Consider the following 26,472-nt stretch of genomic DNA (forward strand, 5'->3'; position numbering starts at 1 on the left):
CGGTGTCGGTGCGTCTGGTCGTCAGGACCTTCAGCGAACTCTGCATCACTGTCGGCACCTTGATGGTGCTGTTTGTGGCGTATGTGTTGTTCTGGACCGGCATCAAGGCAGGCGGCGCCACGGACGGCCAGATCGACCGGCTCCAGGACGAGTGGTCTCAGGGCCCGTTCGCGGCTCCCGTGCCCGAACGGACGGTGCCGCCGGCTCCGAAGGCGTACGAGGACGGCAAGCCCTTCGCCGTCATGTACATCCCCCGCTTCGGCGGGAGTTGGGACTGGCCGGTCCTGGAAGGCACCAGGGCCGGAACCCTCAAGAAGGGCCTCGGGCACTACGCCTCCACCGCCGCGCTCGGCCGTAGCGGCAATTTCTCGGTCGCCGGCCACCGGCGCACATACGGCGATCCCTTCAAGGACTTCCCGAAGCTGCGCGCCGGGGACGCGGTGGTGCTGACGGACGGGACGACCTGGTTCACGTACCGCATCGAGAAGGAGCCCTACCGGACCGTGCCGAGCGATATCGGTGTCATCGACCCCGTCCCGCGCAGGTCCGGCTTCGACGGGCCGGGGCGCTATCTGACGCTGACCACCTGCGATCCGGAATGGGGCAGCAGCCACCGGCTGATCGCCTGGGCGCATCTGGACGCCACCCAGCCTGTGACCGACGGCAAACCGGAAGCTTTGCGCAGCTGACCCATGCGCCCCTGCCGCCCTTTAGTCTGGTGCGGTACCGAACGGAAAGGGACAGCATGTACGGCTGGATCTGGCGGCATCTGCCGGGCAACGCATGGGCGCGGGCGTTCATCTCGCTCGTGCTCGCCCTCGCGGTCGTCTACGTGCTGTTCCAGTACGTCTTCCCGTGGGCGGAGCCGCTGCTTCCGTTCAACGATGTGACGGTCGACGGGGCGGGGGCGGCCCGATGAGCGCGCGCATCCTCGTCGTCGACAACTACGACAGCTTTGTCTTCAACCTCGTCCAGTACCTGTACCAGCTCGGAGCCGAGTGCGAGGTCCTGCGCAACGACGAGGTGGCCCTCGAGCACGCGCAGGACGGCTTCGACGGCGTCCTGCTCTCCCCCGGGCCGGGCACGCCCGAGCACGCCGGTGTATGCGTCGAGATGGTGCGGCACTGCGCGGAGACCGGCGTTCCGGTCTTCGGCGTCTGCCTGGGCATGCAGTCCATGGCGGTGGCGTACGGCGGTGTGGTGGACCGCGCCCCCGAGTTGCTGCACGGCAAGACCTCGCCGGTCACGCACGAGGGCAAGGGCGTCTTCGCCGGGCTGCCTTCGCCCTTCACCGCGACCCGCTACCACTCCCTGGCCGCGGAGCCGGCGGAGTTGCCGGACGAGCTGGAGGTCACGGCACGGACGGCGGACGGCATCATCATGGGTCTGCGCCACCGTGAACTGGCCGTCGAGGGCGTGCAGTTCCACCCCGAGTCGGTCCTGACCGAGCATGGGCATCTGATGCTCGCCAACTGGTTGGAGCAGTGCGGCGACACCGGGGCGGTCGGGCGTTCCGCGGGGCTCGCACCGGTGGTGGGCAAGGCCGTGGCGTGAGTGGTCAGCGCCCTGATGACGGGTATGAGTACGACCCGCTGACGGGCCCGTTGCCGCCGGGGGAGCAGAGATCGCCGTGGTTCCGGGAGGAGAGCGTTCCGGAGGAGGAGCAGCCCCCGCCGCCCCCGCAGGAGTGGCCTGGCTACGGCCAGTACTCCGCGGACGACCCGGCGGGCTATCAGGGGGACTGGTACGCCCAGCCGGAACCGGTGCAGATACCGCAACCGGCCCCCGTACCCCTGCCGCGACGTGAGCCGGCTTCTGCTCCGATTCCGCAGCGGACACCCGAACCGGTACCGGTGTCCGAGCCGATTCCGGTGCCGGACGACGAGACCGTGGCTCTGCGTACGGCTGACACCCGTCGCGCGCTGGAGACCCCCGCGGGTCCCGGCCGGGCGGAGCGCCGCCGGGCGGCCAAGGGGCGGGGCCGTAAGCGCCCTGAGGCCGCCGCCCCGGCGACGTCCGAGTCCGGCAGACCCCTTTCGCGGGTCGAGGCCCGCCGAGCCGCGCGTGCGGCGAAGGACAGCCCCGCCGTCATCGCCAGCCGCGCCATAGGCGAACTGTTCATCAGCTTCGGCGTGCTGATGCTGCTGTTCGTCACGTACCAGCTCTGGTGGACGAACATCCGCGCGGGCCAGCAGGCCAACCAGGCGACGAACAAGATCCAGGACGACTGGGCGAACGGCCGCAAGCCCGGTGTGTTCGAGCCCGGGCAGGGCTTCGCCATAATGCACATCCCCAAGCTGGATGTGGTCGTCCCGATCGCCGAGGGCATCAGCAAGCCCAAGGTCCTCGACCGCGGCATGGTCGGGCACTACTCCGACGGGAAGCTGAAGACGGCGATGCCCTCGGACAAATCGGGCAACTTCGCGGTCGCGGGCCACCGCAACACGCACGGCGAGCCGTTCCGGTACATCAACCGTCTCGAGCCGGGGGACCCGATCGTTGTTGAGACGCAGGACGCGTACTACACGTACAAGATGGCGAACATCCTTCCCCAGACCTCGCCGTCGAACGTGTCGGTGATCGGTCCGGTGCCGCAGGGCTCCGGGTTCACCGGGCCGGGCCGGTACATCACGCTCACGACGTGTACGCCGGAATTCACGAGTACGTACCGAATGATCGTGTGGGGCAAGATGGTCGAGGAACGGCCGCGCAGCAAGGGCAAACCGGACGCGCTCGTCGGCTGAGACGCCGAGGCGCTATGAGACTTCAAGACGGGAAAAGGTGCAGTGGCACGTGCTCGTGGCCGGATCGCCGGCGTCATCAGTGTCTTCGGCGAACTGCTGATCACTGCGGGCGTGGTGCTGGGGCTCTTCGTCGTCTACTCACTGTGGTGGACGAACGTTCTCGCCGACCGTGAGGCCTCCAAACAGGGCAACGAGATGCGCGATGGCTGGGCGAACCGGGGCCCTGGCGCGCTCGACACCAAGGACGGCATCGGCTTCCTCCACGTACCCGCCATGGGCGACGGCGAGGTGCTGGTGAAGAAGGGCACCGACGCCGAGGCCCTGAACAACGGTATCGCCGGCTACTACACCGCCCCGATCAAGTCGGCGCTCCCCTGGGACGACAGGGGGAACTTCACGCTCGCCGCGCACCGCGACGGCCACGGCGCGAAGTTCCACAACATCCACAAGCTGAAGGACGGCGACCCGATCGTCTTCGAGACGCGGGACACCTGGTACGTCTACAAGGTCTACAAGCGGCTCCCGGAGACCTCGAAGTACAACGTGGATGTGCTGCAGCCGGTCCCGAAGGAGTCGGGGAAGACCAAGCCGGGCCGGTACATCACGCTGACGACGTGCACGCCGCTGTACACGTCGGACTACCGCTACATCGTGTGGGGCGAGCTGACACGCACGGAGAAGGTCGACCACGACCGTACGCTGCCGGAGGAGCTGCACTAGCCCGCACGGACGCGGCTAGCCCGCCCGCACGGACGCGAGAAGCCCCGGCACCCTTGGGTGGGTGCCGGGGCTTCTTTCTCGCCGTACGGAGCGCTGCCGGTCGGCTAGCCGCCGGCGCCGCCGAAGAATCCGCCGCCGTCGTTCCCGCCGTTGTTCCCGCCGCCGCCACCACCGATCGTCGTGATCGTGATCGTGGTGGTCGCCGGGTCAACCTGGGTGCCGGGCTGCGGGTCGAGCCCGGTCACTATGGCGTTGTCGTCCGTGGGGCTGCCGGGCGCGAACGTGACGCTCCTGAAGCCGCTCTGCTCCAGGATCTTCTTGGCCTCGGAGAGCTTCTTGGTCCTGATCTCCGGAACCGGCACCAGCGTCTGCTGCGGGCCCTTGGAGACCTCCAGCGTCACCTGCGTGCCCTTGGCCGCCTTCTGGCCGCCTTCCGGGCTCTGCTTGACGACCTGGCCCGCAGGCTGGTCGGAGTCCACATCCACCCGCGCGACCGTGAACTCGAGGGTCTCGAGCTGACCCTTGGCCGCATCGAACTGCTGGCCCACGACCGGAGGCACGTCGATCTTGGACTGTTTGGCCACGGTGAGGGTGACAGTCGAGCCCTTCTCGGCCTCGGTGCCGCCCTTGGGGTCCTGTTCGAGCACGGTGCCCGGGTCCTCGTCGGACTCGGTTTCCCTGACCTCGACCTTGAATTCCTTGCCGCTCAGCTGTTCCCTGGCGCTCGCCAGGGACTTCTCCCTGACGTCGGGGACCTCGACCTTGGGCGCGCCCTCCGAGACGACCACCTGGATCGTCTCGCCCTGCGGCATCTTGCCCTCGGCGGGCGTCTGGCTGCAGATGCTGCCCTTGGGGTACTCGCAGCGCTTCGTACCGGACTGCGCGACCTCGACGCCTGCGTTGCTCGCGAGCGTCTGGGCTTCCGCGAACCGCTTGCCCACCAGCTGCGGCACCCGCACATCGCCGTTGCCGCCGCCGTTGCCGTCGAAGACCGACTTGCCGATCAGCACCGCGCCGACCAGCACCAGAATGCCCGCGAGCACCAGCAGGATCGTCGAGGTGTTCGACTTCTTCTGGCGGCGGCGGTCCGGTCGGTCGTCGTAACCGCCGTAGCCCCCGTCGTCCGGGTTCATCGGCGGGAGCATCGATGTCTGGCCGCCCGGGTCTGCCTGGCGCAGCGCCGTGGTCGCCTGGTCGTCCGGGGGGTATCCGCCGTAGCCGACCGCGCCCATCGCCGCCGTCGCCGCGACCGGCTGGCCGTCGAGGCAGGCCTCGATGTCGGCGCGCATCTCGTCGGCCGACTGGTAGCGGTAGTCGGGGTCCTTGACCAGCGCCTTCAGCACGATCGCGTCCATCTCGGGCGTGATCTCGGGGTCGAAGTTGCTCGGCGGCTGCGGCTCCTCGCGTACATGCTGATACGCCACCGCCACCGGGGAGTCGCCCACGAAGGGCGGACGCACGGTGAGGAGCTCGTAGAGCAGGCAGCCCGTGGAGTACAGGTCTGAGCGCGCGTCGACCTGCTCGCCCTTGGCCTGCTCCGGGGAGAGGTACTGGGCGGTGCCGATGACGGCCGCGGTCTGGGTCATGGTCATGCCGGAGTCGCCCATCGCACGGGCGATGCCGAAGTCCATGACCTTGACCTGGCCGGTGCGCGTCAGCATGACGTTCGCCGGCTTGATGTCGCGGTGGACGATGCCGTTGCGGTGCGAGTACTCGAGCGCCTGAAGGATGCCGATGGTCATCTCCAGCGTGCGCTCGGGCAGCAGCTTGCGCCCGGAGTGCAGCAGCTCTCTGAGCGTGGACCCGTCGACGTACTCCATGACGATGTACGGGATCGACACCCCGTCCACGTAGTCCTCGCCGGTGTCGTAGACAGCGACGATCGCGGGGTGGTTGAGCGAGGCGGCCGACTGGGCCTCACGGCGGAACCGGGCCTGGAAGGACGGATCGCGGGCTAGGTCGGCCCGCAGCGTCTTCACGGCGACGGTGCGGCCGAGCCGGGTGTCGTGGGCGAGGTAGACCTCTGCCATGCCACCACGGCCGAGCACCGAGCCCAGTTCGTACCGGCCGCCGAGGCGACGCGGCTCTTCCATAACTGTTCCAGCCCTCTCCGTCAGTCCCGACCGCACCGGTGTGTGGTCCGGCGGTGTGCTGTTCGCGCATACGCTACCGGGCACGCCGTACCTGATCCGCCCGTGACCGTCACCTGATACCCGACCGGTATCGCAATGTGCAGGTATGGGCCCCAGACGTGATCCGCGTCACTTCTTGCTGTCCAGTACCGCTTTCATCACGGCCTTGGCGATGGGGGCGGCGAGACCGCCACCGCTGATGTCGTCCCGCTTGGCCTCGCTGTCCTCGACCACGACTGCCACGGCGACCGGGGATCCGCCGTCGGGGGACTTCGCGTACGAGATGAACCAGGCGTACGGGTTCTTGCTGTTGTTCTCGCCGTGCTGAGCGGTACCGGTCTTGCCGCCGACCTCGACGCCTTCGATCTTGGCGTTGGTGCCGGTGCCCTCCTTGACGACGTTTTCCATCATCTCCTGGAGGAGCTGCGCGTTCTTCTGGGAGAGCGGGCGGCTCATCTCCTGCGGCTCGTTCTTCGTGATGACGTCCAGGTTGGGCGCTTCCAGCTGGTCGATCATGTACGGCTTCATCAGCTTGCCGTCGTTGGCGATCGCCGCGGTGACCATGGCCATCTGGAGGGGGGTGGTGGCGGTGTTGAACTGGCCGATGGACGACAGGGCGTTGCCCGGGCGGTCCATCGTCTTGTCGTAGACGGAGGCGGCGGCCCGCACCGGAGTGTCGATCTCGGGGTTGTTGAAGCCGAACTTCTGGGCCGTCTCCACCATCTTGTCCCGGCCGACCTTGTCACCGAGGTTGGCGAAGACGGAGTTGCAGGAGACCTTGAGCGCCTGGTTCAGGCTGGCGTTCTTGCAGCCGTTGGCGTGGTTGATCATCGGCGTGCGGGTGTTGGGCAGGATGTACGGCTCCGGGGTGTCCGTCGGCGCGTTGATGTCGTCGACGGCGCCGTGCTCGAGGGCCGCGGCTGCGGTGAGCACCTTGAAGGTGGAGCCGGGCGGGTAGACCTCGCGCAGCGCGCGGTTCAGCTTCGGCTTGTCCTTGTCCCGCTCCAGCGCCAGCCACGCCTTCTCGTCCTTGCCGGAGTAGCCGGCGAAGGTCGAGGGGTCGTACGAGGGGGTGGAGGCCAGCGCCAGGATCTTGCCGGTCTGCGGGTCGATCGCCGCGACCGCGCCCTTCTTGGAGCCGAGGCGCTCGAAGGCGGCCTTCTGCGCGGCGCCGTTGAGGGTGGTGACGACGTTGCCTCCCACCTTCTTGTCGCCGGTGAACATCGCCATCGTGCGGTCGAAGAAGAGCTGATCGGAGTTGCCGGTGAGGATGCCGTCCTGGAGCTTCTCGATCTGGTTGGCGTCGAAGGCCTGCGACGCGTAGCCCGTGACCGGCGCCCACATGGGGCCGTCGACGTAGGTGCGCTTGTACTTGAAGTCCGTGTCGTTCGTCTCCACGGAGCCGGTGATCGGCTTGCCGTCGACGATGATGTTCCCGCGCTCTCCGGCGTACCGCTCGATCAGGACACGGCGGTTCTTCGAGTGGGTGTTGAGTTCCTCGGCCTCGACGTACTGGAGCCAGTTCGTGCGCGCCAGCAGGGCCAGCACGAGGAGCCCGCAGAAGATCGCGATCCGGCGCAAGGGCTTGTTCACGGTCGGACCACCTGGGTCATCTCGGCATCGGGGGACGGGGCGGGCGCGGGAGCGGGACGGCGGGCCGTGTCGCTGATGCGGATCAGGATGCCGACCAGGGCCCAGTTGGCGATCACGGACGAGCCACCGTACGCGACGAACGGCATGGTCATACCGGTCAGCGGGATGAGCCCCATCACACCGCCGGCGACCACGAAGACCTGGATGGCGAGGGCGCCGGAGAGGCCGATCGCGAGGAGTTTGCCGAACGGGTCGCGGGCGGCGAGAGCGGTGCGTACGCCGCGCTCCACGATCAGGCCGTAGATCATCAGGAACGCCATCATCCCGGCGAGACCGAGCTCCTCGCCGAAGGTGGAGAGGATGAAGTCGGAGTTGGCGGCGAAGCCGATGAGGTCGGAGTCGCCCTGGCCGAGGCCGGTGCCGAGCGTGCCGCCCGAGCCGAACGACATCAGGGCCTGGCCGATCTGCTCGCTCTGCTCCCAGGTCTTCTCGGCGAACGGATTGAGCCAGAACTCGACGCGCTGCTGGACGTGCGGCTCGAATGTGGCGACGCCGACCGCGCCGACCGCGGACATCAGCAGACCGAAGACGATCCAGCTGGTGCGCTCGGTGGCGACGTACAGCATGATCACGAAGAGGCCGAAGAACAGCAGCGAGGTACCCAGGTCGGTCTCGAAGACCAGGATCAGGATCGACATCACCCAGACCACGAGAATGGGTCCGAGGTCACGGCCTCGCGGCAGGTACAGGCCCATGAACCGGCGGCTGGCCAGCGCCAGGGCGTCCCGTTTCACCATCAGATAGCCGGAGAAGAAGATCGCGATGATGATCTTTGCGAACTCGCCGGGCTGGATGGTGAAGGGGCCGAGGCTGATCCAGATCTTCGCGCCGTTCACCGCGGGGAAGAACACCGGCATGATCAGCAGGACCAGCGACACCGCCATCGAGATGTAGGTGTAGCGCTGCAGGATCCGGTGGTCCTTGATCAGGATCAGTACGCCGACGAAGAGGGCGATCCCGATCGCTGAGTACAGCAGCTGCTTGGGGGCGTCGGGGCTGAAGCCTCCGAAGAGCGTCTTGGCCCGCTGGATCAGCCGGGGCGACTGATCCAGGCGCCAGATCATCACCAGGCCGAGGCCGTTGAGCAGGGTGGCCAGCGGCAGCAGCAGCGGGTCCGCGTACATGGCGAACTTGCGCACCACGAGGTGGGCGACGCCGGCGAGCAGGCCGAGGCCGAGCCCGTATCCGAGCAGACCGGCAGGCACTTCGCCGTTCAGGGCGAGGCCGACGTTGAGGTACGCGAATACCGGGATGACGACGGCGAAGGCGAGCAGCGCCAGTTCGGTGTTGCGCCGGCTCGGTGCTTCGATCGCGCCGATCGTGGTGGTGTTGGTGACAACGCTCATGGTGGAGAGGGCCCCCTACGGCCGATTACTGCTTTCCGCAGTTCGAGGCCAGCTTCTGCTCCTCCTCCGAGAGGGTGGGCCCCGGAGAGGGAGTAGCTGCGGTCGGCTTGGTCTTGGCGGTCTGGGTGGTCGGCTTGCCGGTGGTGCCACCGGTGTCGCCCTCGCCGGGCGGCGGGGTGCTCGCGCGTTCTGCCGCCTCGTGGCGCTGCTCGTCCTTCTTGCAGGCGGTGGCCTGGACGGCGAGCTCGTCGATCTTCGCGCGTGCCCTGCCGAGGCTCTCGGCGGCGATCGTCGCCTCCACCTGCTTGCGCTGGTAGGGCGGGAGGTACTTGAGTTCGATCTCAGGGTGGTCCTTCTCGACCTTCGAGAGGGAGACCCAGGCCAGGTCCTGGCTGATGCCCTGGTAGAGGGCGACGTGCTCATCCTGGGAGCCGACGTAGTACTGGGTCTGAGTCCAGCGGTAGCCGCCGTACAGACCGCCGCCGACAACCGCCAGGGCGAGCACGATGTAGAACGATCTCTTCAGCCACTTGCGGCCGCCGCGCGGCTTGATGAAGTCCTCGTCGGTGTACGCCCCGAAGCTGCCCTCGGGCGGCATGCCGCCGTATCCCATGCCGTCGCCACTGCCGGGCGGGCCGAAGCTGCCGTTCGGCTGGGGGGGCACGGGGCGGCCGAGGCCGGCCGCGCGTCCCGCCGGGGTCTGCATGGCGCCGCCGTCGTTCAGCTGGAGCTGGTTCTCGGCGACCGCGCCGACGACGACCGGGGTGTCGTTGAGCTGCACGGCCAGGGTGTCGTTGGAATCGGTGTCGAGAACGTCGGCGACGATGCAGGTGATGTTGTCGGGGCCGCCGCCGCGCAGGGCGAGCTGGATCAGGTCCTGGACAGTCTCCTGCGGGCCCTGGTAGCTGGCGAGGGTCTCCTCCATCGTCTGGTGGGAGACGACGCCGGACAGGCCGTCGGAGCAGATCAGATAGCGGTCGCCGGCGCGGACCTCGCGGATGGAGAGGTCGGGCTCGACATGGTCACCGCTGCCCAGCGCGCGCATCAGCAGGGAGCGCTGCGGGTGGGTGGTCGCTTCTTCCTCGGTGATCCGGCCCTCGTCGACGAGGCGCTGCACCCAGGTGTGGTCCTGGGTGATCTGCGTCAGCACGCCGTCGCGGAGCAGATAGGCGCGCGAGTCGCCGACATGTACCAGGCCGAGGCGCTGGCCGGTCCAGAGCAGGGCGGTGAGGGTGGTGCCCATGCCTTCGAGCTGGGGGTCCTCCTCGACCATCAGCCGCAGCTGGTCGTTGGCGCGCTGCACGGCCGTACCGAGCGAGGTGAGGATGTCGGAGCCAGGCACGTCGTCGTCGAGCGTGACAAGCGTGGAGATGACCTCCGAGGAGGCGACCTCGCCGGCGGCCTGGCCGCCCATGCCGTCGGCGATGGCCAGAAGGCGGGGGCCGGCGTAGCCGGAATCCTCGTTGCCCTCCCGGATCATGCCCTTGTGAGATCCGGCGGCGAAGCGCAGAGACAGACTCATGCGCACCTCGCCCGTCGACTCGGGGTACAGCCGGTCTCGAGCCACACTGCCCACCCTCCGGTCGGGAGCCCGTCCCGGTCCGCTGTCGGGACCGCGGCGGCTCGCTCGCTCCGCTCGCTCATTGTCGTACTACTTCCGCAGCTCGATGACGGTCTTGCCGATGCGGATCGGCGCGCCCAGCGGAATCGGTGTCGGGGTGGTGAGCCGGGTCCGGTCGAGATATGTGCCATTGGTGGACCCGAGATCCTCGACGATCCACTGGCCGTCACGGTCCGGGTAGATCCTGGCATGCCTGCTGGACGCGTAGTCGTCGTCCAGCACGATCGTGGAGTCGTGCGCCCGGCCCAGCGTGATGGTCTGGCCCTGCAGGGCGACCGTTGTGCCCGTGAGGGTTCCTTCGGACACAACCAGTTTGGTGGGCGCCCCACGGCGCTGGCGTCCGCCGCTCGCCTGCTGGCGCTGCTGCGGTGGCGCGGTGGTCTGGCGCGTCTGCTGGGGACGCGCGTCGGCGTTGCGGCGTGAGCCGCGCTGCGTGACGCGCGTACCGAACAGGTCGCTGCGGATGACCTGGACGGCCACGATCACGAATAGCCACAGAACGGCCAGGAATCCTAGCCGCATGACCGTAAGGGTCAGCTCTGACATTGCCCCCGCTTCACCCTTCGGCTTGCCGGTAAACGATGGTGGTGTTGCCCACGACGATCCGCGAGCCGTCGCGGAGCGTAGCGCGGGTTGTGTGCTGCCCGTCTACCACGATGCCGTTGGTAGACCCGAGATCCTGGATCGTCGAGGGCGTTCCGGTCCGGATCTCACAGTGCCGGCGCGATACGCCGGGGTCGTCGATCCGCACATCGGCGTCGGTGCTGCGACCCAGCACCAGCGTCGGGCGGGAGATCTGATGGCGTGTGCCGTTGATCTCGATCCAGCGTCGCACTTGAGTGCTCGGCATGGGGCCCGGGCCGGGTGCCGGGCGGCGGTCCCCGAGGGGCGCGGGACCGGGTCGGCCGCCGCCCGGAGGCGGCGCGGCCGGCATGGGAGGTGCACCGGCGGGTGGGTAGCCGTAGCCGCCGCGGGCGCCGCCCTGAGGGACCGCGGCCGGCCCCGGGCCGGCGGGGGCCCGCTCGGACGACTGTGACGTACTCGACGCGAGGGTGCGGCTGCGCACGCGGTACAGACCGGTGTCGAGGTCGTCCGCCTTCTCCAGGTGGACCTTGATGGGGCCCATGAAGGTGTAGCGCTGCTGCTTGGCGTAGTCGCGGACCAGGCTGGAGAGCTCGTCGCCGAGCTGGCCGGAGTACGGGCTGAGGCGCTCGAAGTCGGGCGCGCTGAGCTCCACGATGAAGTCGTTGGGGACGACAGTCCGCTCGCGGTTCCAGATCGTCGCGTTGTTGTCGCACTCCCGCTGGAGCGCGCCCGCGATCTCGACGGGCTGGACCTCGGACTTGAACACCTTGGCGAAGGTGCCGTTGACCAGACCTTCAAGTCGCTGCTCGAACTTCTTCAGGACTCCCATGGGGCACCTCCTCCGTCGTTGCCGTCCTGGTACTGCTTACTGATCGTATCCACGCGTCGGGAAATCGGCTGGTTCCCCTTGTCTGCCCCGTCGATGAGTGTCACCTCTCACACGGATCGTAGAGGCGGCCTCCTGACAGTGTCCCGCACCCAGGGTGCACCCAGGAGGAGTGGGGGGCGGCCGCTCTCCGTTCCCTGTTCCTTCGTCCGCTTCTTCGAAACAATCGAGTGTGAATCCACTCAGGCCCGCGTGCTAATCTTCTGGATGTCGCCAGGGGGTCACACCGAGCAGGTGTGACCCAAGGCGGCAACACCCAATGCGCGGGTGGCGGAATAGGCAGACGCGCTGGATTCAGGTTCCAGTGCCCGAAAGGGCGTGGGGGTTCAACTCCCCCCTCGCGCACAGAGAGAAACCGACGAAACGGGTCTCTACCAGTGACGAAAGTCCTGGTGGGGGCCCGTTTCTCGTTGAACGGGAGTGCGACGGCCCGAGCTTGGCGCAGTGCGGGCGATTTGGACGTGAATGAGCACACACCGTGGCATTGGTCACGATGCGGGCCCTGATCTTCAGATGATTCTCATCCAGTGCGGCCGGAGCTGATCGCTAGCCGGTCGGTGCGAGGTAGCCGGTGGGGGTCCAGATGCCCAGTGGCTTGGTTCTCCGCCGGTGGTGGGTGCGTCTGCGGGGGCGCTCTCCGTTGAGGGCGAGGGTCTCGACCCAGTTCTTGATCTTTCGGCGGTTGGCGTGGGCGAGCTGGAAGACGAGAAGGATGGTCTGGGCGGCGATGCCGCGGATGCGGCGGGTGCCGGATGCTTCGATGGCTTCGGCGAGGGGATTCTTGGCGTAGCCGTTGTAGCCCTCGACGCTGTTGCGGAGGCGGAAGTAGACCTTCTGCCATTGCTGGTCGCCGTACTCGAGGGCCTGCCAGTGCTTGGCGCCGACGTCGGGGGCGACGGTGATGCTGCGCTGCTTGCAGACCCTGAAAGGTCCGGTGGGGTTCGGCTCCGGGTCCACCAGCGGCAGGTGGATGCCGCGGCCGAGCGAGCGCGGCTTGAGGGGGCACTGGACCTTGCCGGCTTCGGCCGGGCACATCAGTCGCTGGTACCCGTCGGTGTCCTTGTTCTGCTTGGGCATGAGGCGGTAGGCCTTGCGGGCTTCGATGGGGTGGGCTTGTTCTTCCGTCGCTTCTTCGGAGGGCGCATCGCGTCTGCGACGGGGACGGTGTCGGGGTCGCGGTGGTCTCCTTCGCGGACGTACGGCCGGCGTCGGGGTCGGTGGAGAGTTCGGGGCCCCCGTTTTTGAGGCCGCATCGAAGGTGCGGATCGGTAATGCCATCCACGGCCAGGGAGCCGTCGGACAGCTCGTCCAGCGGTCCTTTCAGGGGACGTACCGAGGCGTCCAGGACGAACTCGAACGTTGCTGGAATCCGGCAGCGTTCGCCGCCGCTCGGTGCACGGCGACCAGCTGTCAAAGACGCGTAAAGATCCTGTACGGTCCCCCGTGGTGTGCCGGGAAGCCTGGTCGGCGAACAAGGGATCAATCTCTTTTCCGATCGGGGGCTGTCGTGGTACTCACTCTGGTTTTCGGAGTCGCTCTGCTGATCGCGGTGCTCCTGTCCGGTCTCGCGGCTCGCACAGTCCTCTCCACTTCCTTCCTCTTCCTTGTCGGCGGAGCGCTGGTCAGCGACGGTTTCCTCGGGCTGATCCACATCACGCCGGACAGCGGCATCGTCGCGGTGACGGCCGATCTCGCGCTGTTCGCCGTGCTGTTCACCGACGGAATGCACGTCTCCTTCCCCGCGCTGCGCCGCGCCTGGCGCAACCCGGCCCGTGCCCTGGGGCTCGGCATGCCGCTGGCGTTCGTCTTCATGGCGCTGATCACCCACTACCTCGTCGGTCTGGACTGGATCACGTCGTTCCTGGTGGGCGCGGTGCTGGCGCCCACCGACCCCGTGTTCGCCTCCGCGATCGTGGGACGTAAAGAGGTCCCCGCTCGCCTACGGCAGTTGCTGAATGTGGAGAGCGGTATCAACGACGGCCTCGCACTGCCCGTCGTCCTGCTGCTGATCGCCGCGGCCGGCCCGGCGGCCGGGCACGCGCAGGCATCGGCTTCGGCGATCGGGCTCGAGCTGGCGATGGGCCTGGCCTTCGGGATCCTGCTGCCGCTGTTCGTCAACGGCCTGGTGCGGTTCCGCCTGCTGGGGGCCGAGCCCAAGCTCCAGCCGCTGCTGCCGCTCGCCACCGGCGTGATCCTTTACGCGCTGTGTCACCTCACCCACGCCAACCCCTATCTCGCTGCCTTCTCCGCGGGCGCGGTCCTCGCCTCGGTATCGCCGGAGTCCAAGCACGCCTTCGACCATCGCGTTCTCCATCGTGGCGCACAGCAGCACGGACGTACCGGTGGCCCGTATGTTCCACGTCAATGACCTGGTCGGCATTCCGGACGCGGATGACGCTGTGGCCGAGGCCAAGGACGTACCGGAGCAGGGAGGAGCCGACCGTGCGCGCACGTGATCTGGCAGTGGAGTACGAGACGGTGAGTGTGGACGACGATGCGCTGGACGCGGCCCGGCTGATGGCCGAACACCAGTTGCCGGGGCTGCTCGTCCTCGACGCCGGAGGGGAGCCGGCCGCGATCCTGCCGGCCTCCCAGCTGGTCAAGGTGCTGGTCCCCGCCTACGTGCTGGAGGACCCGGCCCTCGCCGCGGTGGTCGACGAGCGGCACGCGGACCGGCTCTGTGCGGCGCTGGCCGGGCGCACCGTCGGGGACTGTCTGCCGAGCAAGGCGGGTCCACCGCCGGTCGCCGCCCCCGACGACACCGCCCTGGAGGTCGCCGCCCTCATGGCCCAGGTGCGCAGCCCCTTGGTCGCCGTGGTCGACCGGGACAAAGCGGGTCCGCACCTGCTCGGCGTCATCACCGCCTCGCACCTGCTGAACCGACTTCTCGCGGTACACCCCTGATTGGAGACCATGTGAGCGGCTGGCAGAGCTGGGCGGCGATCGCCGTCTTCCTCGGCACATACGCCCTGATCATCAGCGAGCGGATCCACCGGGTCGCCGCCGCGCTCGGCGGGGCCGGGCTGATGCTGGCGATCGGGGCGACGGACGACGTCTCCGCCTTCTACCTCCAGGACCGGGGCATCGACTGGAACGTCATCTTCCTGCTGCTCGGCATGATGATGATCGTCGGTGTGCTGAAGAAGACCGGTATGTTCGAGTACCTGGCGATCTGGGCGGTCAAACGGGCCAGGGGCAAGCCGTTCCGGGTCATGGTCATGCTGATCGTGATCACCGCGGTGGCGTCGGCACTGCTGGACAACGTCACCACGGTGCTGCTGATCGCCCCGGTCACCCTGCTCGTCTGTGAACGACTCGGGCTGCCGGCCGCGCCGTTCCTGATCGCCGAGGTATTCGCCTCCAATGTCGGCGGCACCGCTACCCTCGTCGGCGATCCGCCCAACATCATCATCGCCAGCCGGGCGGGGCTGACCTTCAACGACTTCCTTGTCCACCTGGCACCGCTCTCCGCGGTCCTGACGGTGGTCCTTATCGCCCTGTGCCGCTTCCTGTTCCGGAAGCACTTCGTGTACGACGAGGACCGCGCCGCCGAGATCATGACCCTGGAGGAACGCGAGGCCATCCGCGATCCGCGCCTGCTCGTCCAGGGCCTGGCCGTTCTCGCACTGGTCGTCGCGGGCTTCGTCCTTCATCCCGTACTGCACTACGAGCCGAGCGTCGTCGCGCTGCTGGGCGCCGGACTGCTCGTGGCGATCTCGACGGTGGAGACCAACGACGTTCTGGCCGAGGTCGAATGGCCCACGCTCGCCTTCTTCGCGGGCCTGTTCATCATGATCGGCGGGCTCATCGACACCGGGGTCATCGGTGAGGTGTCGAAGTCTCTCGCCGACGCCATCGGAGACCGTGAACTCGGCGGCTCGATGCTGATGCTCGGCGCCTCGGCGGTGCTCTCCGGTGTGGTCGACAACATTCCTTACGTCGCGACGATGGCGCCCATCACCGACGACCTGGTCAAGGCGATGAACGGTGGAGCGGACCATGTCATGTGGTGGAGCCTCGCCGTCGGCGCGGATCTCGGCGGGAACGCCACCGCGATCGGAGCCAGTGCGAACGTCGTCGTGCTCGGCATCGCCGAGCGCAACCGCACACCGATCACCTTCTGGCAGTTCACCAAATACGGCCTCGTCGTCACCGCCGTCACCGTCGCCCTGTCGGCGCTCTACATCTGGCTGCGCTACTTCGCCCTGACCTGAACGCCCTTTGCGCGCCGTGGCTCTGCGCTGCTCGGGTGCCCCTTGGTGTGTCCTGCGACTCGGTGGGCGGGGCGTGCGGCACGTTCTGACCAGGGCCCACTGTATGGACGGGCCACGTCGCAACCACACCGAGGGCTGATGGACTCCGACGGGGAAGAGCGGGAACGCCAATCTGACAGGGCACCCCAGCCGCCCGAACGCGAACAGGCCCGATCCGATCCTCCGGCGGGCGAACGGAGGGACGGCCAGGCTGGCGCCGCTGCGGCATCCGATTCGAGGCCGGCGCACGGGCATGCCGGAGGATCGTCGCCGAAGGTCCGGGGGCCGGGGCGGCTTCGCTTCGCTCTGTCATCGGGGCCGCCGCCGGGTCCGTCCCGGCCGGAGTTCTGGCGCAGTCCACTGCGGGGGCCGTGGCTGACTGCCGTGCTGGGGCTGATTCTGCTGTTCGGGATCACGATCCTGTTCGTGACCGGGCTGCTGTCCTACGCCGCCTACAATCCAGATCTCGCCCGGATCAACGACGAGACGCCCGACAAGGGTCTGCTGGGCTTCTACCTCTTCTCCTGGCCGACATCGCCGTACTGGCTCTACCGGCTCACCCAGGGCGTCCACGTCACGCTCGGCATCGTGCTCATCCCCGTACTGCTGGCCAAGCTCTGGTCGGTGATCCCCAAGCTCTTCGAGTGGCCACCCGCACGCTCGCTCAGCCACGGCCTGGAGCGCCTGTCCCTGCTCCTCCTGGTGGGCGGCGCCGGATTCGAATTCGTGACGGGCATCCTCAACATCCAGCTGCACTACATCTTTCCCGGCTCCTTCTACGTCCTGCACTACTACGGCGCCTGGGTCTTCATGGGGGCTTTCGTCGTGCACGTGACGTTCCGCCTGCGCCGCGCGCTCCGCGCGGTGAGGCCCCGGGGCACTTCGCCGGTACCGCAAGAGACCTTGGGGCTCGTCTCCCCCAACCCGGCCGCGCCGACCATCTCCCGTCGTGGCGCACTGGGCCTGGTGGGCCTGGGATCTGCAGCGCTGCTGGTCGTGACAGTCGGTCAGAGCGTGGGCGGCTGGTTCCGGAAGACGGCCGTACTCGCCCCCCACGGACAGGAGCCGGGTTCCGGGCCGAACGGATTCCAGATCAACAAGACCGCAGCGTCGGTCGGGATCCGGGCGAGCGACATCGGCCCGGCCTGGCGGCTGAGTGTGCGCAACGGCAGCCGCCAGGCCATCCTGACGCAACAGCAGCTGCTCGCCCTGCCTCAGTTCGAGTCCGCGTTGCCCATCCAGTGCGTGGAGGGCTGGTCCACCACCGATCAGCTGTGGAGCGGGGTGCGGCTTATCGACCTCGCCGCCCTGGTCGGACTGGGGACGAACCCGCCGAAGGTTCTGATCGAGTCCGCGCAGCGCGGCGGTGCGTTCAGCTCGGCGGTCCTGCGGGACAACCAAGTGCGCGACGGGCGCTCCCTTCTCGCTCTGCAAGTGAACGGGGCCACGCTTTCGCAGGACCACGGCTATCCCGCGCGGATCATGGTTCCCGGCGCGCCTGGAGTCCACAACACCAAGTGGGTCACCCGGCTCAGCTTCGGGGAGCAGGCATGAGCCACTTCCGCCGCCGCTACGGCGCGTCGCCGCTGCACCTGCTCCTCGTCCTGTGCTCCTTCGCCCTCGCCCTGTACGCCGGCGTAAGACTGCTCAAGGGCGACGCCTGGGGCGTGGCCATCTGGTTCGTCGGAGCAGCACTCCTCCACGACCTCGTACTGCTGCCGCTGTACTCGGTGACCGACCGGGTGATGCAGTACGTGCTCCGACCGTCGGGTGGTCCAAGTACGCGGACACCGCTGATGAGCGTCAACTACCTGCGCGTCCCCCTCTTCGTCTCCGCCCTCCTGCTGCTCGTCTGGTGGCCTCTGATCCTCCGCCAGGTCAGTCACTTCACCGTCGCCACCGCGCTGTCGGCCGATGTCTTCCTCGGGCGGTGGCTCGTGATCACCGCGATCCTGTTTGCAGCCTCCGCGCTGTGCCTGCTCTTGCGCGCGCGGGCCGCGACCCGGCCGGCACGGCGAGCGGCCCGCGCTCAGCGTGCAGGGCGCAAAGCCGCGAAATGACGCCCGCCGGCTGTGCTCCACCGGTCCACCGCGGTCCAGCCCGCGGCCTGTCCGTACCGGGTCAGAGCCGTGCATCCGACAGTGGCCCAGGGAAAGGTTGCGCAGAGCGCGCGGCGGCCGTCATGGAGGCGAACCCGGTGGCGCCCGTCGACTTCGGCGGCAGAGGTCTCCACGAGAAGGAAGCCCTGGTCGTGCACCAGGGCCCGGATCCGTTCCAGCAGTCTCTGCGGGTCACCGCCGATGCCGATGTTCCCGTCAAGGAGCAGGGCTGTTCCCCAGTGCCCCTCATTGGGGAGTGAGGCAAACACGGAACGGCACAGTGCGGCTCCGCCGCGGCCCATGGTCGAGTTGACGGCCGACGGGCAGAGGTCGATCCCGAGGGCACGGTGTCCCCGCCGCGCCAAGGCTTCGACCAGGCGTCCGGCGCCACAGCCGATGTCGAGTACAGGACCCGCACACCGCCGCAGTAAGGCCAGGTCACAGGCATCTGCACGGGCGCACCACCGGGCGACGTCCAGCGGCAGGTGCCATCCGTTGGCGTCGCGCAGGGACAGGTCTCCGTGCCCGGAGTGAAGGGCCTTCGCGTAGGAGCGACTGGTCCAGCTGGCCAGGGAGCCGTCCGGATCCGTTCCTGCGATTCCTGCACTGGGCACCTGACGAGCATGCTCAGGAGCACGCTCGTCGGCCAGACCAGTGCGGCCGTTCGTGTACCGGGGCTTCGTCCGGCCCGCTCGCGATGCCGCCTAGGGCTCGCGCCTGTGTGATCAGCGACGAAGGCGGTGAGCAGCCCAGCGAGCAGCGCCGCGCCCACGCCACGTGGCCTCCGTCGTGGCCGCCTACGGCCACGGCAGCTACCAGTGACAGGTGCGAAGCCCCGACGGCCATGGCTGTCGGGTTGAAGAGGAAGCGCACCGCTCGCTGCGCAGTACCGGGATGCTTCATCTCGGCCAACGCGGTTCTGGTGACCAGGATCGCTGTGATGGTGACGCAGGCAAGGACCGCTTGCGATGCCACATCCCCACCTCGCTGGTCCAGGACCGCCCTCTTTGCTCCACGGCCCACCAGGGCCGCTTCTTCCCGGGTGCCCTGGTCGCCCCGGGTCGCCCTCGACACCACTGCCCCCGCCGACCGCCGTCCCGACCTCGCCACGCCGCACCCCGCCGATGGGGAACAGCACTCCACCGGCCTGGTCTGGGACCTGCACCCCGGCTACGTACTGCAGCCCGGGGACCGTGTCGTTCTGGCTGCCACGCGTCGGGGTCTCGCCGAGATACTCGGACGGTAGACCCGGCCCCGCAGCGATGGAGCGCGGACGAGCTGAGCCGACCGGCATCAAAGAAGCGTAAAGATTGCCTGGATCCGGCAATGAATCTCACTGGGCGCACGTGAGACGCTCCCGTTCAACGGGGGAATCACCGGCGATCACGGGAGGCATGCATGAGTCTGTTTCTCGGTCTCGGCATTGCAGGGATCGTTCTTCTCGCGCTCTCACTGGTCCTCGACGGGGTATTCGAGGGCCTTCTCGACGGCGCACTGGAAGGGCTTTTCGACGGGTGGCTGTCGCTTCCCGTGATCGCGGGATTCATCTCGATGCTCGGCTTCACCGGCGCGATCGTGCTGGGCGCCACCGGCCTCGGGGCAGGTGCGGCCACAGCGGTAGGTGCGGCTGCGGGTATCGCAGCCGGCTGGGGGACCTGGAGGCTGAGCCGCTCACTGATGCGGGATCAGTCCGCCGTCATCCCGCGCGCCGACGACCTGATCGGCATCGCGGGGGCCGTCGTCACCGCCATCCCGGCGGATGGCTACGGCGAGGTGCTGCTGCACCTCGCAGGCCAGCCGGTGAAGTTCGCGGCCAGGAGCGCCGACCCCGTTCAGCAAGGCGCAGAAGTCTGGGTCGAGGCTGCCCTGTCGACCACCTCGGTCGCCGTCCGGCCCGTCACCCACTGACGAGACCCCTTGTCCGGACGCACGCCCCTTGTTCACCACTCACCATTCGATCTGCCGTTCCCCCGGGAAGGCAGGGGGGATCACCCATGAGCCCAGTCGTCACCGCAGTCGTGGGAGTCGTCGTACTCCTCGTCCTGCTGGCCCTCGTCGTCATCACGCGCTACAAGGTCGCGGGGCCCAGCGAGGCCTTCATCATCACCGGGCGCCGCGGCAAGAGGTCGACCGACCCGGAGACGGGCCGCATCAGCATCGACAACAGCGGCCAGAAAGTCGTCGTCGGCGGCGGAGTGTTCGTCGTCCCGTTCGTCCAGCAGAAGTTCACCCTGGACCTCTCCAGCAGGCACATACCGGTCGCGGTGCGAGGCGCCGTCACCCTGCGCGGCGTCAAGGCGCACCTGGAAGGCGTCGCGATCGTCAAGGTCGGCGGCAACGAGGACGCCATACGGGCCGCCGCCCAGCGCTTCCTGCAACAGCAGAGCGGCATCGTCGGCTTCACCCAGGAAGTACTCTCCGGCGCGCTGCGCGCCATCGTCGGCCGCATGTCTGTGGAGGACATCATCCGCGACCGTGCCGCGTTCGCCGGTCAGGTCGCGGAGGAGGCCGAGGCTAGCCTGTCCGGTCAGGGACTCGTCCTGGACGCCTTCCAGATCCAGGACATCACCACCGAGGGCTCCTACCTGGAGGACCTCGGGCGGCCCGAGGCAGCCCGCGCCAAGCAGGAAGCGGACATCGCCGAGGCGATCGCCAAGCGTGCTTCCGAGCAGGCCCGGCTGAAGGCAGCCGAGGAGATCGCCATCGCCGAGCGGGCGTTCTACCTCAAGCAGGCCGAGATCCGCGTCGAGACCGAGGCGGCCGCGGCCAGGGCCAACGCCGCCGGCCCGCTGGCCGAGGCTGCACGCCAGCAGGATGTACTCGCCGAGCAGGAGAAAGTGGCGGAGCGCCAGGCGGCACTGACCGACCGTCAGCTCGACACCCAGGTCCGCAAGCCCGCCGACGCGGCCCGCTACCAGGCCGAGCAGGAGGCCGAGGCCCGCAGGATCGCCCAGGTCAAGCAAGCCGAGGCAGACGCCCAGCGCTCCCGGCTCACCGGTGAGGGCGAGAAGCTCCACCGTGCCGCGCTCGCCGACGCCGTACGCATCGAGGGTGAAGCGGAAGCCGCCGCCATCGCGGCGAAGGGCTCTGCCGAGGCCGAGGCCATGCGCAAGAAGGCAGACGCTTTCGGCCAATACGGCGAGGCAGCCGTACTGCAGATGTTCGTCGAGGTGCTTCCGCAGGTCGTAGCCAAGGCGGCCGAGCCGCTGAGCGCGATCGACAAGATGACGGTCATCTCGACCGACGGTGCAAGCCAGCTGTCCCGTACGGTCGCGGACAACGTCGCCCAGGGCATGGAACTGCTCAACTCTACAACCGGCGTCGACCTCGCCGAATTGCTCAAGGGCATCACCCGCCCGCGCGGCGGAACAGCTCCGGCCGCGGAGCACGCATCGGTCAACGGAAAGATCGAGATCACCGACCAGGCATAGCGGTCCTCTCCGCTCCCGGGCGCCGCGCAGTCGTGCGCGCCCGGGATCCGATACGTGCACGGCATAGCCGTGGCCGCTCCGGATCGTGATGTGCCGTGCGGACGGCCTGCATTCAGGACCAACCCCGTTCGCTGAACATCCCGGTGGTCCCATCCGTATCTCTGGTTGCGTGCCGTGCCAGCCGCCATGAAATGCCAGCTCCCGTCGACATGAAGAAAGAGCTCTCTATGCCGAACCGGGAGGCATCATGCGTCCGAGCCGACGCGCAGCACCGTCCAGGGTTTCGATGCGGACCATCGCGATCATCGCTACCGCGTGCGCCGTTGTCGCCGCCGTTCTGATAGCGATCCGGGGCAGTGGCGGGGAAGCTTCAGCCGACCAGCTGAACGCGGGGCTGCCACAGCACAGTGGCGGCCACTACGACGCCTCGGGCACATCCGGGCAGAGCGCGGCAGGTGGGGTTCAGCCCGTGACACAGGTGGATCGCACCTTCCTCGTGAAGGTACGACAGGCCGGGCTGTGGGAGATTCCGGCCGGGCGGCTGGCCCAGACGCACGCATCCAGCGATGCCGTGCGGCGCGCGGGACTCCATCTGATCGACGGACACAGCAAACTCGACCAGCTGGTCCGTGAGGATGCCCAGATCCTCGGCGTCGAGTTGCCGAACGAGGCCACACCCGAGCAGCAAGGGTGGGTCAAGCAGCTCGACGAAGCCCAAGGGGACGAATTCGACCGTCTCTTCGCCAATCTGCTGCGCGCCTCACACGGAAAGATCTTCGCCACCATCGGCGAGGTGCGGGCCGCGACCCAGAACGACCTGATCCGCCGTCATGCCCGCCAGGCCAACCAGACCGTCCTGGACCACATGGAGGTGCTGGAGGACACCGGCCTGGTCGACCCCAAGACGTTCCAGGAGGTCGAGGCCGCCGTCGCTCCGAAGTAGTGGACGGCGCGGGGACCGGGCATCGCCACCGGGTGGTGGCCGTCGCCCGGTCCTGCGGAGCCTGCACCGGTTCCAGGGCCCAGCCTCAGCCTGGCACGTGAGAGATGAGGGGAATCCCGGGGCTGTTGAACCCTGGCAATAATCCTTTGCACTGTGCAATGATGCATGCCGGGGGCTGGTCGAAGGTCGGCCCCTGGACGGGAGCGGCACTGGCACGGTGACGCAGCTCAAGTCCACATGACTGACCGTCGACCGGCCTCCACCTGTTTGTGGGGTGTGAGGGCGGGCGCCGATCGCGTGACATGCACCTCGGGTCGAGCCGCGAGGTCGCTCGATGATCTAGCCGCGGCGCGGCGAAGCATCCGTCCAGCCGAGCGGATACATCCCGGGGTTCTCATCCGGAACCACCGGTTCACCGCCCGCCTCGCTGAACGCCGTCAGCGCCCCGATGAGAGCAGACCGCTGCTCCGGGTCGAGGCGTTCCACGATCGAGGCGATCTCCGAACGCCGCCGCGCGGTGACGTCCTCGACCAGCCGATGGCCGTCATCGGTGAGCCGCAGGACCGTCTCGCGCCGGTCCTCGGGATTCGTCCGGCGATCCACCAGACCTGCCGAGACGAGCCGGTCGATCATGCGCATCGCCGTCGACGGGTTCACCCCGAGCAGGTCGGCGAGGACCACGAGTTTGGCGGAGCCATGAGTCGACAGCACCACCAGAAGCCGGAACTGGGGAAGCGTGACGCGGTCCTCGACGGCTGCCAGCGAGCGGGCAGACACCGCCACCAACAGCCGCGACGCGGTCAGCACCGCGCGCGTGACGGCGTCGACGTCGTTCACGCTCTCCGCCTGCGCGCCTCGGGGCTCGGTCATACCTCTTTCTACCGTGCCGCTTGATCGTGCCGGCATCGTGGTTGCCCATTTGACATGCCCTTGACTATTCGCGGTAGCGCAGCAGAAGCATGGAGGCATCGTCGTGGGCCGGTCCGGCAGCATGGTGCGCCAAGTCCGTGCGCAGCGCCTCCAGTGCGGCCACCGGGTCGGGGTCCTTCAGGAGATGGGCGCGCTCACCGAGGGGGTAGAAGCTGCCATCCTGGTTGCGGGCCTCGGCGACTCCGTCGGTGTAGAGGAGCAGCTGGTCTCCCGGCCCGATGTCAATCCGGTAGGGGTGCGGCCCATCGGCGCCGTGGGCGCCGAGTCCGAGTGGCAGCGCGTATTGATCCGGCTCCGGAAATTCCGAACGGCCGTCGGACCGGACGACCATGGGGGCGGGATGCCCGTAGTTCAGCAGCACTGCCTCATTCCCGGGCTTGATCTCGGCGAACAGTGCGGTGACGAACTTCTCGCCCAGCAGTTCCCGGTGGACGGCCCTCTCCACGCGGTCGCCGACGCCCGCAAGGTCCGGTTCGTCATAGGCTGCCTCGCGGAAGGCGCCGAGGACAGCTGCCGCGGTCTCCACTGCCTCCAGGCCCTTGCCCTGGACATCGCTGATGATCACTCGTACTCCGCCCGGCGCGGCCACGACCTCGTACAGATCGCCGCCGATGCGCGCCTCGGCCACTGCGGACGTGTACGAGACGGCAGCCCTCAGATGCGCGGCACCGGCCGCAGCAGCACACGGTGCGCAACCTCCGCGATGGATCGCACACTGGCAAGTTCGGCCTCGCGCCGCTGCCGCATGACCACCGCAACCAGGCCCGCGGCCGTCACTCCGCCGACCGAGGCCAGTGCGGTGTAACCCCGCCGGGACTGGAACAGCCCGTCGTAGAAGCCAAGCGCCAGACACAGGGCGAGCGCTACGGCGCCGATCAGGGCCGTACGCCGCCGGCCGCCGACGAGTCCGGAGAAGGCCGGGCCGAGCGAGACCAGTGGCAGGAACCCGACACCAGTGCCTGTGGCCACACCACCACGCCCACGACACCCATGACACCGAAACCGCCAGGCAGTTCCCGGTGCGAACCGGAGCAGCAGTGCATGGCTGTTTCTGACAGTTCCTGGTCATTGCAGACGGACCTGCCGGGACGTGAGGATCGTGGCATGACCGCACCGCGCAGAGTTGTCATCGCCGCTTTCCCGGGCGTCGAGCTGTTGGACGTCACAGGGCCGGCGGAGGTGTTCTCCATCGCTTCGCGTCTGCTGGGCCCCGACAAGCCCGGCTACCGGGTGGAGGTCGCGGCGGCAGCAGCTGGAGAGCTTCACACCTCCGGCGGGATACGTCTGGTGGCCGACGTGGCGCTGGAAGCGGTGGGCGACGGGGTGGACACTCTGCTGGTGGCAGGTGCGATGGACCTGTCGGCGGGCCGCGTCGAGGCGGTCGTGGACCCGGTCGTGGCCGACTGGCTCACCCGGGCTGTCCCGGGGACACGCCGGGTGGCAGGGCTGTGCGCGGGCGCGCACCTGCTCGCCGCCGCCGGAATGCTTGACGGCCTTTCGGCCACGACGCACTGGCTCACCGCCGAGCAGCTCGCCGCCGACTATCCGTCGGTTGCCGTCGACCCCGACCCGATCTTCGTCCGGGCCGGGCGGGTGTGGACGTGCGCCGGTGTCACCGCAGTCCTGGACCTGGCGCTGGCGATGGTCGCGCAGGACCACGGCCAAGCGCTGGCCCTGGACACGGCCCGCGCGATGGTCATGTACCTCAAACGCCCCGGCGGGCAGAGCCAGTTCAGCGTTCCCCTGTCCCTCCAGGCGCCGGCCGACGACCGGATAGACGGCCTGCGCCTGTGGATCCAGGACCATCTGGCCGAGGACCTGCCGGTCCAGGTCCTCGCCGACCAACTGCACCTGAGCGTGCGGCACTTCTCCCGGCTGTTCCGCAGCCGGGCCGGCCGCACCCCCTCCGACTACCTGGAAGCCGTCCGGCTGGAGGCCGCCCGACGCCTACTGGAGGAGAGCGACCGGACCCTGCCGGGCATCGCCGCCGACACCGGCCTCGGCTCCGTCGAGACCCTGCACCGCGTCTTCAGGAACCGACTGGGCACCACTCCGGCCGAGTACCGACGCCGCTTCCGCTCGCCAGACGCGACCGCAAGCCCGGCCGCCTGATCATCCTCACCACGTACGGCAGGACGGCGCCCGCCCGGGCGCGGCCTGTCCGTCTCGCCCTGCCCACAGCGCAACGGAGCCCCTCATGTCACGCACCAAGGTCATCGCGATCCCGGTCCTGGGCAAACACGCCATCAACGCCTACCTGCTCCTGGGCCGCCACCCGGTGGTCGTCGACGCCGGCACCCCCGGCAGCGGACCCTTGATCCGCGACGCCGTCGCCCGCCGCGGCATCGACCCCACCGACGTCAGGTTGATCGTCATCACCCACGGGCACATCGACCACTTCGGGTCCGCCGCCGAACTCCACCGCCTCACCGGCGCCCCCGTCGCCGGCCACATCGCCGACCTCCAGCCGTTCCGCACCGGCCGGGTCCGCGAGCCGTACCTGCCGACCGGCCCAATGGGCCGCCTGATGGACCGCAACCCCAAACTGCATGCCACTGCCGAACCCTTCGAGCCCGACGTCCTGGTCCGCGGGGAGACGAGCCTGCACGACTTCGGCGTCGACGCCCGCATCATGCCCACTCCCGGACACACCGCCGGCTCGATCTCCGTCCTCACCGACGGCGGAGACCTGGTGGCCGGCGACCTCGTCGCCAACTCCTTCATGGGCCTGATCCCCGGCCGCCCCGCCAACCCTCCCTTCCACGACGACCCTCAGCGCAACCTGGCCAGCTTGCGCGAGATGCTCGCACTCAACCCGACCAGGCTTCACGTCGGGCACGGCATCCCCCTCGATCCCGCGCGCGTCGGCACCTGGGCCGCGGCCGAGCAGCGTCGCCTGGACGCGCTGGCGGCCGCCGGCCGTCTGCGCGTGCGGGAACAGAGCTCCGACCCGCACGCATGCTGACCGCTGCCCGGCCGGGACGCTGCCGGACAGCGGATGCGGGCCCGAACAGCCGGACCGCCGCCCGGCTGTTCGGCGGCGGCGAGCCGGTAGCTGTGCCGGCATCCGCAAGGGCTGCTCAATCAGCTGAACTCTTCGGGGCGCCGAACCGGAGCCCGTCCGGGCCC

The 26,472-nt window shown here is 68.6% G+C and carries 23 protein-coding genes, 1 tRNA gene and 3 pseudogenes; 17 read left to right on the top strand and 10 right to left on the bottom strand.

The window, feature by feature from the left end; translation table 11 throughout:
* Nucleotides 1–2 precede the first annotated feature (2 nt).
* The 5 genes from J7E87_RS12695 to J7E87_RS12715 are packed head-to-tail and all read left to right on the top strand — an operon-like array spanning nucleotide 3 to nucleotide 3,464.
* The gene (locus J7E87_RS12695; RefSeq protein ID WP_215093167.1) at nucleotides 3–689 is read left to right on the top strand and encodes a class E sortase; all 687 of its coding nucleotides are present in this window, start codon (nucleotides 3–5) and stop codon (nucleotides 687–689) included.
* A 56-nt stretch (nucleotides 690–745) separates the two neighbouring features.
* Nucleotides 746–919 carry a hypothetical protein gene (locus J7E87_RS12700; RefSeq protein ID WP_215093169.1) on the top strand — a complete coding sequence of 58 codons (174 nt, stop codon included), beginning with the start codon at nucleotides 746–748 and terminating at the stop codon, nucleotides 917–919.
* Entirely contained in the window at nucleotides 916–1,554 is a 639-nt protein-coding gene (locus J7E87_RS12705) for an aminodeoxychorismate/anthranilate synthase component II (protein ID WP_215093171.1), read from the top strand. Before J7E87_RS12700 ends, J7E87_RS12705 begins: the two co-directional genes overlap by 4 nt.
* Nucleotides 1,551–2,744: a class E sortase gene (locus J7E87_RS12710; RefSeq protein ID WP_215093173.1), complete on the top strand. Its 1,194-nt coding sequence runs from the start codon at nucleotides 1,551–1,553 to the stop codon at nucleotides 2,742–2,744. The genes J7E87_RS12705 and J7E87_RS12710 overlap by 4 nt, the downstream gene beginning before the upstream one ends.
* A gap of 42 nt (nucleotides 2,745–2,786) precedes the next feature.
* Nucleotides 2,787–3,464, top strand: coding sequence for a class E sortase (locus tag J7E87_RS12715; protein ID WP_215093175.1), 678 nt, complete (start codon nucleotides 2,787–2,789; stop codon nucleotides 3,462–3,464).
* Nucleotides 3,465–3,568: 104 nt separating this feature from the next.
* Here the strand turns inward: J7E87_RS12715 and pknB are convergent, their stop codons facing one another.
* The 6 genes from pknB to J7E87_RS12745 all read right to left on the bottom strand — a co-directional run bounded on the left by pknB (nucleotide 3,569) and on the right by J7E87_RS12745 (nucleotide 11,630).
* A complete protein-coding gene (gene pknB, locus J7E87_RS12720) occupies nucleotides 3,569–5,557 on the bottom strand; it encodes a Stk1 family PASTA domain-containing Ser/Thr kinase (protein ID WP_215093177.1) in 1,989 nt (662 codons plus the stop codon).
* A gap of 168 nt (nucleotides 5,558–5,725) precedes the next feature.
* The gene (locus J7E87_RS12725; protein ID WP_215093179.1) at nucleotides 5,726–7,189 is read right to left on the bottom strand and encodes a penicillin-binding protein 2; all 1,464 of its coding nucleotides are present in this window, start codon (nucleotides 7,187–7,189) and stop codon (nucleotides 5,726–5,728) included.
* Nucleotides 7,186–8,595, bottom strand: coding sequence for an FtsW/RodA/SpoVE family cell cycle protein (locus J7E87_RS12730; protein ID WP_215093181.1), 1,410 nt, complete (start codon nucleotides 8,593–8,595; stop codon nucleotides 7,186–7,188). The genes J7E87_RS12725 and J7E87_RS12730 overlap by 4 nt, the downstream gene beginning before the upstream one ends.
* 25 nt (nucleotides 8,596–8,620) lie before the next feature.
* On the bottom strand, nucleotides 8,621–10,117 hold the full coding sequence (locus tag J7E87_RS12735) for a PP2C family serine/threonine-protein phosphatase (RefSeq protein WP_215093183.1): 1,497 nt from the start codon (nucleotides 10,115–10,117) through the stop codon (nucleotides 8,621–8,623).
* Nucleotides 10,118–10,246: 129 nt separating this feature from the next.
* Nucleotides 10,247–10,762 carry an FHA domain-containing protein gene (locus J7E87_RS12740; protein WP_215093185.1) on the bottom strand — a complete coding sequence of 172 codons (516 nt, stop codon included), beginning with the start codon at nucleotides 10,760–10,762 and terminating at the stop codon, nucleotides 10,247–10,249.
* Nucleotides 10,763–10,772: 10 nt separating this feature from the next.
* Nucleotides 10,773–11,630: a DUF3662 and FHA domain-containing protein gene (locus J7E87_RS12745; RefSeq protein WP_215093187.1), complete on the bottom strand. Its 858-nt coding sequence runs from the start codon at nucleotides 11,628–11,630 to the stop codon at nucleotides 10,773–10,775.
* Between the two features lie 318 nt (nucleotides 11,631–11,948).
* Here J7E87_RS12745 and J7E87_RS12750 point away from each other — a divergent pair.
* Nucleotides 11,949–12,032, top strand: a tRNA-Leu gene (locus J7E87_RS12750).
* 201 nt (nucleotides 12,033–12,233) lie between these two features.
* On the opposite strand, the gene J7E87_RS12755 is transcribed toward J7E87_RS12750, so the two are convergent.
* On the bottom strand, nucleotides 12,234–12,764 hold the full coding sequence (locus tag J7E87_RS12755) for a hypothetical protein (protein WP_215093189.1): 531 nt from the start codon (nucleotides 12,762–12,764) through the stop codon (nucleotides 12,234–12,236).
* 430 nt (nucleotides 12,765–13,194) lie between these two features.
* Between J7E87_RS12755 and J7E87_RS12760 the strand changes: the two are divergent.
* The 5 genes and pseudogenes from J7E87_RS12760 to J7E87_RS12780 all read left to right on the top strand — a co-directional run.
* Nucleotides 13,195–13,986: pseudogene (locus tag J7E87_RS12760) on the top strand (cation:proton antiporter); the annotation flags it as partial.
* 143 nt (nucleotides 13,987–14,129) lie between these two features.
* Nucleotides 14,130–14,591, top strand: coding sequence for a CBS domain-containing protein (locus tag J7E87_RS12765; protein WP_215093191.1), 462 nt, complete (start codon nucleotides 14,130–14,132; stop codon nucleotides 14,589–14,591).
* Nucleotides 14,592–14,602: 11 nt separating this feature from the next.
* Nucleotides 14,603–15,901: an SLC13 family permease gene (locus J7E87_RS12770; protein WP_215093193.1), complete on the top strand. Its 1,299-nt coding sequence runs from the start codon at nucleotides 14,603–14,605 to the stop codon at nucleotides 15,899–15,901.
* 423 nt (nucleotides 15,902–16,324) lie between these two features.
* A complete protein-coding gene (locus J7E87_RS12775; protein WP_374195167.1) occupies nucleotides 16,325–17,494 on the top strand; it encodes a molybdopterin-dependent oxidoreductase in 1,170 nt (389 codons plus the stop codon).
* Complete coding sequence (locus tag J7E87_RS12780) at nucleotides 17,491–18,000, top strand: hypothetical protein (protein WP_251017326.1); 510 nt, start codon at nucleotides 17,491–17,493, stop codon at nucleotides 17,998–18,000. The genes J7E87_RS12775 and J7E87_RS12780 overlap by 4 nt, the downstream gene beginning before the upstream one ends.
* Here the strand turns inward: J7E87_RS12780 and J7E87_RS12785 are convergent.
* Entirely contained in the window at nucleotides 17,970–18,653 is a 684-nt protein-coding gene (locus J7E87_RS12785; RefSeq protein WP_308312917.1) for a methyltransferase domain-containing protein, read from the bottom strand. The two genes, J7E87_RS12780 and J7E87_RS12785, sit on opposite strands and share 31 nt — an antisense overlap.
* A 446-nt stretch (nucleotides 18,654–19,099) precedes the next feature.
* Here J7E87_RS12785 and J7E87_RS12790 point away from each other — a divergent pair.
* The 4 genes and pseudogenes from J7E87_RS12790 to J7E87_RS12805 all read left to right on the top strand — a co-directional run.
* Nucleotides 19,100–19,285: pseudogene (locus J7E87_RS12790) on the top strand (hypothetical protein); the annotation flags it as partial.
* 152 nt (nucleotides 19,286–19,437) lie between these two features.
* Nucleotides 19,438–19,947 carry a hypothetical protein gene (locus J7E87_RS12795; RefSeq protein WP_215093195.1) on the top strand — a complete coding sequence of 170 codons (510 nt, stop codon included), beginning with the start codon at nucleotides 19,438–19,440 and terminating at the stop codon, nucleotides 19,945–19,947.
* An 86-nt stretch (nucleotides 19,948–20,033) separates the two neighbouring features.
* Nucleotides 20,034–21,470 carry a flotillin family protein gene (locus tag J7E87_RS12800; protein ID WP_215093196.1) on the top strand — a complete coding sequence of 479 codons (1,437 nt, stop codon included), beginning with the start codon at nucleotides 20,034–20,036 and terminating at the stop codon, nucleotides 21,468–21,470.
* A 469-nt stretch (nucleotides 21,471–21,939) separates the two neighbouring features.
* Entirely contained in the window at nucleotides 21,940–22,413 is a 474-nt protein-coding gene (locus J7E87_RS12805) for a DUF4142 domain-containing protein (RefSeq protein WP_308312918.1), read from the top strand.
* A gap of 339 nt (nucleotides 22,414–22,752) precedes the next feature.
* On the opposite strand, the gene J7E87_RS12810 is transcribed toward J7E87_RS12805, so the two are convergent.
* Entirely contained in the window at nucleotides 22,753–23,283 is a 531-nt protein-coding gene (locus tag J7E87_RS12810; protein ID WP_215093200.1) for a MarR family winged helix-turn-helix transcriptional regulator, read from the bottom strand.
* Nucleotides 23,284–23,347: 64 nt separating this feature from the next.
* A pseudogene (locus tag J7E87_RS12815) lies at nucleotides 23,348–24,335 on the bottom strand (PP2C family protein-serine/threonine phosphatase).
* A gap of 112 nt (nucleotides 24,336–24,447) precedes the next feature.
* Between J7E87_RS12815 and J7E87_RS12820 the strand changes: the two are divergent.
* Together J7E87_RS12820 and J7E87_RS12825 are read left to right on the top strand one after the other, a co-directional pair.
* Nucleotides 24,448–25,455 (top strand): GlxA family transcriptional regulator, encoded by a 1,008-nt coding sequence (locus J7E87_RS12820; protein ID WP_215093202.1) that lies wholly within the window; start codon nucleotides 24,448–24,450, stop codon nucleotides 25,453–25,455.
* Between the two features lie 85 nt (nucleotides 25,456–25,540).
* Nucleotides 25,541–26,308: an MBL fold metallo-hydrolase gene (locus J7E87_RS12825; protein WP_215093204.1), complete on the top strand. Its 768-nt coding sequence runs from the start codon at nucleotides 25,541–25,543 to the stop codon at nucleotides 26,306–26,308.
* Nucleotides 26,309–26,472: the final 164 nt, after the last annotated feature.

It is taken from the genome of Streptomyces sp. ISL-1, assembly GCF_018614585.1.
Lineage (GTDB): Bacteria > Actinomycetota > Actinomycetes > Streptomycetales > Streptomycetaceae > Streptomyces > Streptomyces maoxianensis.